Source organism: Mycobacterium sp. 1165178.9 (assembly GCF_001673555.1).
Classification (GTDB): domain Bacteria; phylum Actinomycetota; class Actinomycetes; order Mycobacteriales; family Mycobacteriaceae; genus Mycobacterium.
This window is the reverse complement of sequence record NZ_LZMB01000178.1, coordinates 1-9,465: the sequence shown is the minus strand read 5'-3', so window position 1 is coordinate 9,465 and position 9,465 is coordinate 1. Positions and strand designations below refer to the sequence as shown.

General features: G+C 66.5%; 8 protein-coding genes. 3 read left to right on the top strand and 5 right to left on the bottom strand.

Going from position 1 to position 9,465, the window contains the following annotated elements; genetic code table 11:
• Together A5652_RS28475 and A5652_RS28470 are read left to right on the top strand one after the other, a co-directional pair.
• Positions 1-116 (top strand): hypothetical protein (locus A5652_RS28475; protein WP_232001128.1); only part of this gene is annotated, 116 nt, incomplete at its 5' end.
• Positions 117-167: 51 nt separating this feature from the next.
• Positions 168-425 carry a hypothetical protein gene (locus tag A5652_RS28470; protein WP_232001127.1) on the top strand — a complete coding sequence of 86 codons (258 nt, stop codon included), beginning with the start codon at positions 168-170 and terminating at the stop codon, positions 423-425.
• On the opposite strand, the gene typA is transcribed toward A5652_RS28470, so the two are convergent.
• From typA to A5652_RS08700, 5 genes are all read right to left on the bottom strand, one after another.
• Entirely contained in the window at positions 422-2,311 is a 1,890-nt protein-coding gene (gene typA, locus A5652_RS08720; RefSeq protein WP_067349293.1) for a translational GTPase TypA, read from the bottom strand. The genes A5652_RS28470 and typA overlap by 4 nt on opposite strands.
• A 170-nt stretch (positions 2,312-2,481) precedes the next feature.
• The gene (gene narI / locus A5652_RS08715; RefSeq protein ID WP_067349290.1) at positions 2,482-3,213 is read right to left on the bottom strand and encodes a respiratory nitrate reductase subunit gamma; all 732 of its coding nucleotides are present in this window, start codon (positions 3,211-3,213) and stop codon (positions 2,482-2,484) included.
• Positions 3,206-3,874, bottom strand: a complete 669-nt coding sequence (gene narJ, locus A5652_RS08710; protein WP_067349287.1) for a nitrate reductase molybdenum cofactor assembly chaperone — start codon at positions 3,872-3,874, stop codon at positions 3,206-3,208. The genes narI and narJ overlap by 8 nt, the downstream gene beginning before the upstream one ends.
• Positions 3,871-5,484, bottom strand: coding sequence for a nitrate reductase subunit beta (gene narH, locus A5652_RS08705; RefSeq protein ID WP_067349284.1), 1,614 nt, complete (start codon positions 5,482-5,484; stop codon positions 3,871-3,873). The genes narJ and narH overlap by 4 nt, the downstream gene beginning before the upstream one ends.
• A 34-nt stretch (positions 5,485-5,518) precedes the next feature.
• A complete protein-coding gene (locus A5652_RS08700; RefSeq protein ID WP_067349280.1) occupies positions 5,519-9,217 on the bottom strand; it encodes a nitrate reductase subunit alpha in 3,699 nt (1,232 codons plus the stop codon).
• On the opposite strand from A5652_RS08700, the gene A5652_RS28465 reads away from it, so the two are divergent.
• Positions 9,207-9,465 (top strand): hypothetical protein (locus A5652_RS28465; RefSeq protein WP_232001126.1); only part of this gene is annotated, 259 nt, incomplete at its 3' end. The two genes, A5652_RS08700 and A5652_RS28465, sit on opposite strands and share 11 nt — an antisense overlap.

Genomic DNA, 9,465 nt, shown 5'->3' with positions numbered 1-9,465 from the left:
TCTGCGCGCAGGACGAATGCGTCGAAGTAACCCCGGAGATCGTGCGGGTGCGCAAGGTCGAGCTGGACGCCACCTCACGAGCCCGCAGCCGGTCGCGCGCCAAGGCCCGGGGTTAACACCGCGTGGCCGGACGGGCTGCTGTGCGGCTGCTCGATACCCTGAGCAGCGTGCCGAGACGAGTCCGCCGTTTGTTGATGGTGCTCGCCGGCCTGATCTCGCTGGTCGGACTCGTTCTCTCGGCCTGCACCGTCAACCCGCCGCCGGCGCCGCAGAGCACCGATACGCCGCACAACTCGGTGCCGCCGCCGCCCCGGGTCAGCGAGATCAGGCCGGCGAGCACCATCAACAAACGGCGGACTCGTCTCGGCACGCTGCTCAGGGTATCGAGCAGCCGCACAGCAGCCCGTCCGGCCACGCGGTGTTAACCCCGGGCCTTGGCGCGCGACCGGCTGCGGGCTCGTGAGGTGGCGTCCAGCTCGACCTTGCGCACCCGCACGATCTCCGGGGTTACTTCGACGCATTCGTCCTGCGCGCAGAATTCCATGGCCTGCTCGAGATCGAGCTCGAGCGGCCTGGCCAACGTTTCGATGACATCGGCCGTCGACGACCGCATGTTGGTCAGCTTCTTCTCGCGCGTGACGTTGATGTCGAGATCCTCTGCGCGCGGGTTGATTCCGACGACCATCCCCTCGTAGGTGTCCTGGCCGGGTTCGACGAAGAACTGGCCGCGGTCGGCGAGCTGGATCAGTGCGAACGGTGTGATGGTGCCCGCGCGGTCGGACACCAGCGACCCGGTGTGGCGGGCCCGGATCTCCCCCGCCCACGGCCGGTATCCGTCGAATACGGCATTGGCGATGCCGGTGCCGCGGGTCAGGGTGAGGAAATCGGTGCGGAAACCGATCAGGCCGCGGCTGGGCACGATGAAGTCCATCCGGACCCAGCCCGCCGCGTGGTTGGTCATCTCTTCCATGCGGCCCTTGCGGGCGGCCATCAGCTGGGTGATCGCGCCGACGAACTCGTCGGGGCAGTCGATGGTCATCGCCTCGAACGGCTCGTGCAGCTTGCCGTCGATCGTCTGGGTGACGACCTGCGGCTTGCCGACCGTGAGCTCGAAACCCTCGCGGCGCATCTGCTCGACCAGCACCGCCAGCGCGAGCTCGCCGCGGCCCTGCACCTCCCAGGCGTCGGGCCGGTCGATATCGACGACCTTGATGGAGACGTTGCCGACGAGTTCGGCGTCGAGCCGCGACTTCACCATGCGAGCGGTCAACTTGTGGCCCTTCACCTTGCCGGCCAGCGGCGAAGTGTTCGTTCCGATGGTCACAGAAATGGCGGGCTCGTCGACGGTGATGCGCGGCAGCGCGTGCGCGTGGTCGGGGTCGGCCAGCGTGTCGCCGATCATGATCTCCGGAATGCCCGCGACCGCGACGATGTCCCCGGCGATCGCTTCGTCGGTGGAGGTACGTTCCACGCCCTCGGTCACCAGCAGTTCGGTGATCTTCGCGTTCGTGATGACGGGATGCCCGTCCACCTCGCGCATCCAGGCCACCTGCTGGCCCTTACGGATCCGACCCTTGTAGATGCGGATCAGTGCGAGCCGTCCCAGGAAGGCCGAGGCGTCGAGGTTGGTGACCAGCGCCTGCAACGGCGCCTCGGGGTCGCCCTGCGGCGGCGGGATGTGCTCGAGGAGAACGTCGAACAACGGATCGAGGTTGTCGCCCTCGGGATTCTCGCCATTGGCCGGTTCCGTCGTGCTGGCGATGCCCGCCCGTCCCGAGGCGTACAGCGTCGGCAGGTCGAGGGCGTCCTCGGCGGCCTTCTGTGCTTCCTCGTCGAGGTCTGAGGCAACGTCGAGAAGCAGGTCGTGGCTCTCCGAGACGACCTCAGAAATCCGCGCGTCAGGCCGGTCCGTCTTGTTGACGACCAGGATCACCGGGAGGTGTGCGGCCAGGGCCTTGCGCAACACGAAACGGGTCTGCGGCAGCGGGCCCTCGGAGGCGTCGACCAGCAGCAGCACCCCGTCGACCATGGAGAGTCCGCGTTCCACCTCACCACCGAAGTCGGCGTGGCCGGGGGTGTCGATCACGTTGATGACGGTCGTCGTTCCGTCTGCATGCTTGCGATGCACGGCCGTGTTCTTGGCCAGGATCGTGATGCCCTTTTCCTTCTCCAGGTCCCCGGAGTCCATGAGGCGCTCGACGGTGTCGTCACCCCGGTGGTGCAGCGCGCCCGACTGCCGCAGCATCGCGTCGACCAGCGTGGTCTTTCCGTGGTCGACGTGGGCGACGATGGCGACGTTCCGAAATAGCACGTCGGTGATTGTGGCAGCGGGCGCCCGGGATAGCGAACCGGCTGGACCGGGCGCCCGTAGCGGGCGGCTACAGCGTCGCGTGTGCGGTGGCGGCGCTGAGTGTGCGGTGGCGGCGGACCGGGTCGGCGTGTCGTCGCCCTAGCCGCACAACCAAAGCGCAGGTCGGACGCTCACCAGCCCCGCCGGCGCGGTGCCGTACCGACGAGTTCGCCCGTGGCCGCGGCCTCGCGGCTGCGATAGACGATGTAGGGCCGGAACAGGTAGACGACCGGGGCGCTGAACACGTGGACCAGCCGGGTGAACGGCCACAGCGTGAACAGCACCATGCCGATCAGGGCGTGCAGCTGGTAGTCCAACGGCGCGTTGATCATCACCTCACCGTGCGGCTGGAATATCCAGATCCGGCGGAACCACAAACCGACCGTGTAGCGATAGTGGAACTCGCCGCCGTGCGGGCCGGTGCCGATCAGGTCGCAGTACAGGCCCACCACGATCGCCAGCACCAGCACGACGTACATCACCTTGTCGCTGCGGCTGGTGGCCATGGTTACCGCCGGGCGGGTGAACCGGCGGTAGATCAGCAACCCGATGCCGATCAGCGTCGCGATACCGGCCATCGACCCGGCGATGACCGCCTGCAGGTGGTAGAAGTGGTCGCTCACCTTCAGCATCTGGGTCACCTTCGGCGGGACGAACAGCCCTACCACGTGTCCGGCGAACACCGCCAGGATGCCGAAATGGAAGACGGGGCTGGCGATGCTCAGCAGTCGCGACTCGTAGATCTGGGAGGACCGCGACGTCCAGCCGAACTTGTCGTAGCGGTAGCGCCACCAGGTGCCTACGATCAGCACCGACAGAGTGACGTAGGGCGCGATGTCCCAGAACAGGACGTTGCTAAACACTCGGCGTTCCTTTCCGGGGCGGCACTGTCAAGCTAAACGGTTGCAGCCCAACGGCTTCCGCCGGTGGTCCGGCTTTCGCCAGCCGCTCGGCGCGACGCGCTTCCTGATCCGTTGCGGCGGGCAGGGTCTCGCAGACCGCCGCAACCGTCGGTTCGTAGACCGAGTCGGCGTCGGCCAGGGCCCCGCGCAGCACATCGATGGGCACGCGGTGCTGGTCCAATAGTCGCCGGCCGACCTCGGGATCCACGGTGGCGGCGAATTCGAGCACCACGGTCAAATGGTCGGGCGCCTCGCCGCCCGGTGGCTGGACACCCGCCTCGCGGTAGGCGGTGGCGAACGCCAACATCTCCCGTCCGCGGTTGCGGGTGTCCCCCGCGGTCCAGTAGGTCAAGTACATCGTGCAGCGCCGGCGCATGTCGAACGTGGCGACGTAGTCCATCGCGGCGGCCATCGGCTCACGGGCCCGCAGCGACGCCACCGTCTGCCCCAGCAGCGCCGCTGGGGAACCGCTGATGTGGCTGAGCATTTTGTCGACGGCATCCAGTCGCGCGGCCAACCCGTCATCCGGATAGGCCAGCAGCATCGACGCGGCCTGCCACACCAGGCGATCCTGCATCGCCCGGTTGGGGGAACGCTCACGGAGCGCCGAAAGCAATTTCATCGGCCCCGCTCTTCGGGGAACATTCCGGCGGGCACCTGGCCGCCGTCCCAGTTGAGCAGGTTCACCCGCGTCGACCGCCGGCCGCTGGCCGAATCGTCGCCGCGCTGCTTGAGGGTGTGGAAGGTCTCCACCGACACCACCGGGTCCGACTCGTACATGCCCGGCCCGCCGTCACCCGTCAACGAGCAACCCATCTCCTCGAGATCACGGGCCTGCGGCGCAAACGCGGTCGGAATGACGTAACGCTCTTCGTATTTCGCGATGGCAAGCAACCGGTACATCTCGTAGATCTCCTCTTCGGTCAGGCCGACCGAATGCGGGATGTGTGGCTGGGTTTCGCGGCCGAGGTTGATGTCGCGCATGTAGGAACGCATCGCCGCCAGCCGCCGCAGCACGCCTTCGACCACGGCGGTATCGCCGGCGGTGAACAGCTCGGCCAGGTACTGCATCGGGATGCGCAGCGCGTCCAGCGCTCCGAACAGGTTGCCGAGGTCCTCCCCGTCGTGCCCGTCGCGACTGACCGCGTCGACCACCGGCGAGAGCGGCGGGATGTACCAAACCATCGGCATGGTGCGGTATTCCGGGTGCAACGGCAGCGCCACCTGGTAGGTGTGGATCAGCGCGTACACCGGCGAGCGCTGCGCCGCATCGATCCACTCGTCGGGGATTCCCTCCGCCCGCGCGCCGGCGATGACGTCCGGATCGCCTGCGTCCAGCAGAATCTCGCACTGCGCCGGGTAGAGATCGGTCTCCTTTTCCACCGAGGCCGCTTGCAGCACCTTGTCGGCGTCGTAGAGCACCACGCCCAGGTAGCGCAGCCGCCCCACGCACGTCTCCGAGCAGATGGTCGGCAGACCGACCTCCATCCGGGGATAGCACAGCGTGCACTTCTCGGCCTTGCCGGTCTTGTGGTTGAAATAGACCTTTTTGTAAGGACATCCGGACACACACATCCGCCAGCCGCGGCAGCGGTCCTGGTCGACCAGCACGATGCCATCCTCGCTGCGCTTGTACATCGCACCCGACGGGCACGACGCCACGCAGGACGGGTTGAGGCAGTGCTCGCAGATGCGGGGCAGGTAGAACATGAAGGTTTCTTCGAGCGAGAGTTTGACCTCTTCGCTGACCTTCTTCAAAATCGGGTCCTCGGCCAGGATCTCGGGCGACCCGGCCAGGTTGTCGTCCCAGTTCGGTCCCCACGAAATCTTCATCGGCTCACCGGTTATCGAGCTTTTGGGTGCGGCCGTGGGGAAGGTGTCGCCCGCGGGTGCCGTGGTCAGGTTCTCGTAGTCGTAGGTCCAGGGCTCGTAGTAGTCGCCGATGAGGGGCAACTTCGGATTGGCGAAGATCCGCAGCAGCTTGTGCAGGCGGCCGCCGTCGCGCAGCCGCAGCCGGCCCTTCTTGTCGCGGATCCAGCCGCCGCGCCACCGCTCCTGGTCCTCGTAGGTGCGCGGATAGCCTTGCCCGGGACGGGTTTCGACGTTGTTGAACCAGACGTATTCGGTGCCCGACCGGTTGGTCCACGCCTGCTTGCAGGTCACCGAACAGGTGTGGCATCCGATGCATTTGTCGAGGTTCATCACCATCGCCAACTGCGCCATGACCTTCATCGCGGTCCCCCCTGCCGCGCCGTATTGGTGCCCATCAGTACCGCACCTCCTGGCTGCGACGGCGCACCACGGTAACCTCGTCGCGCTGATTACCGGTCGGCCCCAGGTAGTTGAACGCGAACGCGTGTTGGCCGTAGCCACCGGCCAAGTGGCTGGGCTTGATGCGCACCCGGGTCAGCGCGTTGTGGTTACCGCCGCGCTTGTTGTTGGTTTCGGAGCGCGGCGTGTCCACCGTGCGCTCCTGGACGTGGTAGACGAAGACCACGCCGTCGGGCATCCGGTGCGAGACGATCGCCCGGCACACATAGATGCCGTTCATGTTCACCGCCTCGACCCAATCATTGTCGCGCACTTGAATTTTCGCGGCGTCACCGGGACTCATCCACATCGTCGGGCCACCTCGGGACAGCGAGAGCATGTACAGGTTGTCTTGATAGGTGGAGTGGAACGACCACTTCGAGTGCGGTGTCAGATAGCGCACGGTGAGTCCGATGCCGTCCTCGCATGAGCCCAGGGTGGGCTGACCGAAAAGGCGCGCCATGTCCAGCGGCGGCCGGAACACCGGTAGGTGTTCGCCGAGCTCTTCGACCCAGTCGTGCGCAAGGTAGAAATGCATCCGTCCCGTGAGGGTGTGGAACGGCTTGAGGTTCTCGATGTTGATGGTGAAAGGCGCATAGCGACGACCACCCGTTTCGCTGCCGGACCATTCCGGGCTGGTGACCACGGGAACGGGCCGCGCCTGAGTATCGGCGTAGCTGATGCGCTTGTCTTCGCTGCCTTCGGCCAGATGCACCAGGCGCTGACCGGTGCGCTTTTCCAGTTCGTGGAAGCCCTCGACCGCCAGCCTTCCGTTGGTCGTTCCCGACAGCAGCAACAGCACGTCGGCCATCCGCGAGGCGGTGGTGATGGCCGGACGCCCAGCTGCCACGCCGGATTTGAGCACCCCGAACTTCGCGGCGAGCTCCTCGACCTCCCGGAAGGGGTGCACCGTGACGCCCTTGGTGGTCAAGCCGAATTTGTCGACGAGCGGGCCCAGGGTCAGCCACTTGTCGTAGATGGCGGTGTAGTCGCGTTCCACCACGGTGAGCTTGCCCATCGTGCGCCCCGGCACCGGCGTCCCGCCGGTGTGCAGCCAATCCTGTTCAGTGCCATCGGGATAGGCCATCGCGTCCGGTGTGTCGTGCTGCAACGCGGTGAGCACCACATCGGTGCGGGTGCCCAGGTGGTCCCTGGCCATGGCGCTGAAGGCGCGCGCGACGGCGCCGAAAGCGTCGAAGTCCGAACGGGTTTCCCACGGCGGATCGGTCGCGGCGCTGAACGCGTGCACGTAGGGGTGCATGTCGGTGCTGGAGATGTCGGCCTTCTCGTACCAGGTCGCCGCCGGCAGCACAATGTCGGACACCAACGTCGTCGAGGTCATCCGGAAGTCGATCGACATCATCAGGTCGAGCTTGCCCTCGGGGATGTCCCCCGCACAGGTCACGTCGACTGGCCGGACCCCGTCCTCGGGCGGCAGCGCCGAAGCGTTGGAATCGGTCCCCAACAGATGGCGCAGGAAGTACTCGCCGCCCTTGCCCGAAGAGCCGATCAGGTTGGCGCGCCAAACGGTAAGCACCCGTGGCCAATTCACGGGGTTGTCGGGATCGGTGACGGCCAGCTTCAGCTTACGCTGGCCGAGCTGTTCGGCGACGTAGTCGGCGACATCGCGATCTGCGGCGCGCGCCTCGTCGGCGACGTCCAGACTGGACCGGTCGAACTGGGGGTAATACGGGCTCCATCCCATGGCCACCGACGATGCGAGCAGGTCCATGGTGTGCTTGCCCGCGAACCTGCCCCGGCCCACCGGGCTGGCCAGTTTGTCCGCACCGTATCCGTCGTAACGCCATTGGTCGGTGTGGGCGTACCAATACGAGGCGCCGGGCACCTGTCGAGGCGGGCGCACCCAGTCTGTCGCCATCGCCATCGTCTGAAAGCCGGTCAGCGGGCGGACCTTCTCCTGGCCGACGTAGTGGGCCCACCCACCGCCGTTGCGGCCCATCGATCCGGTCAGCATCAGCAGCGCCAGCACCGCGCGGTAGATCGCGTCGCTGTGGAACCAGTGGCAGATGCCGCCGCCCATGATGATCATCGAGCGGCCGCCGGATTCCTCGGCGCTGCGCGCGAATTCCCTTGTCACCCGGATGGCCTGGGCGGCCGACACGCCGGTGATCGCTTCCTGCCACGCGGGGGTGTTCTGCTGGGTGGCGTCGTCATAACCGGTGGGCCATTCGCCCGGCAACCCGGCCCGCGCCACACCGTATTGGGCCAGCATCAGGTCAAAGACGGTACACACCAGGTGCTTACCGATACGGCGTACCGGGACACCGCGCGCCACGGTCGTTCCCTCGCCGTCGACGGTGTCGAAGCTGGGCAGGTGGACCAGCGCGCTGCTGTCATTCCCATTACGGCGGCGGGCGTTTCGCGCGCTCAGTGCCGGCGTCAGGTCACCGAGATCGAGGTTCCACTTTCCGACGCCCGACTCGCCGTACCGGAATCCCAGCGAGCCGTGCGGCACGACAACCGAATCGGTCGTTTCGTCCAGCACCGCCGGTTTGAGCGCGGCGTTCTCGACGGCCTCCCCCAAATCCGCTGCCGTGAGGTTCTTCCCCGGCACCAGCATCTCGCCGCGTTCTTCCAGCTTGATCAAGAACGGGAGGTCCGTGTAGCGGCGAGAATAGTCGATGAAGAACGGAACCTGCTTGCGCACATAGCATTCCGAGAGGATGACGTGGCCCATCGCCATGGCCAGCGCCCCGTCGGTCCCGGCCGCACAGGGCATCCACTCATCGGCGAACTTGGTGTTATCGGCGTAGTCCGGGCTGACGGTCACCACCTTGGTGCCCCGGTAGCGCGCCTCGGCCATCCAGTGCGCATCGGGCGTACGGGTGATCGGGACGTTGGAGCCCCACATCATCAAATACGCTGCGTCCCACCAATCGCCGGATTCGGGCACGTCGGTCTGGTCGCCGAACACCTGCGGTGAGGCCACCGGGAGGTCGGCATACCAGTCGTAGAACGACGTCATGGGGGCGCCGATCAGCTCGAAAAACCGCGAGCCGGCCGCGTAGGACACCATCGACATCGCCGGGATGGGAGAGAAGCCGGCGACGCGGTCCGGTCCGTACGTCTTGATGGTGTGCACGTGGGCGGCGGCGATCAGTTCGGTGGCCTCGGCCCACGTGACCCGGACCAGTCCGCCCTTCCCGCGGGCCTGCTGATAGCGGCGACGACGTTCGGGGTCGGCCTGGATATCGGCCCATGCCAGCACCGGATCGCCGAGCCGCGCCTTGGCCTCCCGATACATCTCGAGCAGCACGCCCCGGGCGTAGGGGTAGCGCACCCGGGTCGGCGAGTAGCTGTACCACGAAAACGACGCACCGCGCGGACAACCGCGGGGCTCGTACTCGGGACGGTCCGGACCCACCGACGGGTAGTCGGTCTGCTGGGTCTCCCAGGTGATGATCCCGTCTTTGACGTAGATCTTCCACGAGCACGACCCGGTGCAGTTCACCCCGTGCGTCGAGCGCACCACTTTGTCATGGCTCCACCGGTCGCGGTAGAACACGTCGGCTTCGCGGCCGCCCTCGCGTGTAATCGTGCGCAGGTCGGCCGAGATCTCTCCCGGCGTGAAAAAGCGCCCACTACGCTCCAAGAGCTCCTCGAGCACTCCGCCAATGTGAGGTGTGACAGTCAAGAAGTACTCCTATTCGGTAGCGTCGCGCCTCGTCGCCCGGCCGTTGGATCGGCCCCGTATCGGTTGTGTTCGCAATCAGCCCAGTGATACATCCGCCCGCACCAGCTCGGATCGGCTCAACGCGGCATTGCAGGCCCGCGGGCTGGAGGGCCATACAGCACCAGCACAGGTCTGGGCCGAGTGCGAAATCGGGTTCGCCGCGCGTTGGCAGTTCTTCGAAAAAGGCAGCATGAGCATCGGTTTTTGCG

Excerpts from the sequence above, each read along its gene's own strand:
- narJ (WP_067349287.1), bottom strand. The coding sequence starts at position 3,874 with ATGAAATTGCTTTCGGCGCTCCGTGAGCGTTCCCCCAACCGGGCGATG.
- narH (WP_067349284.1), bottom strand. The coding sequence starts at position 5,484 with ATGAAGGTCATGGCGCAGTTGGCGATGGTGATGAACCTCGACAAATGC.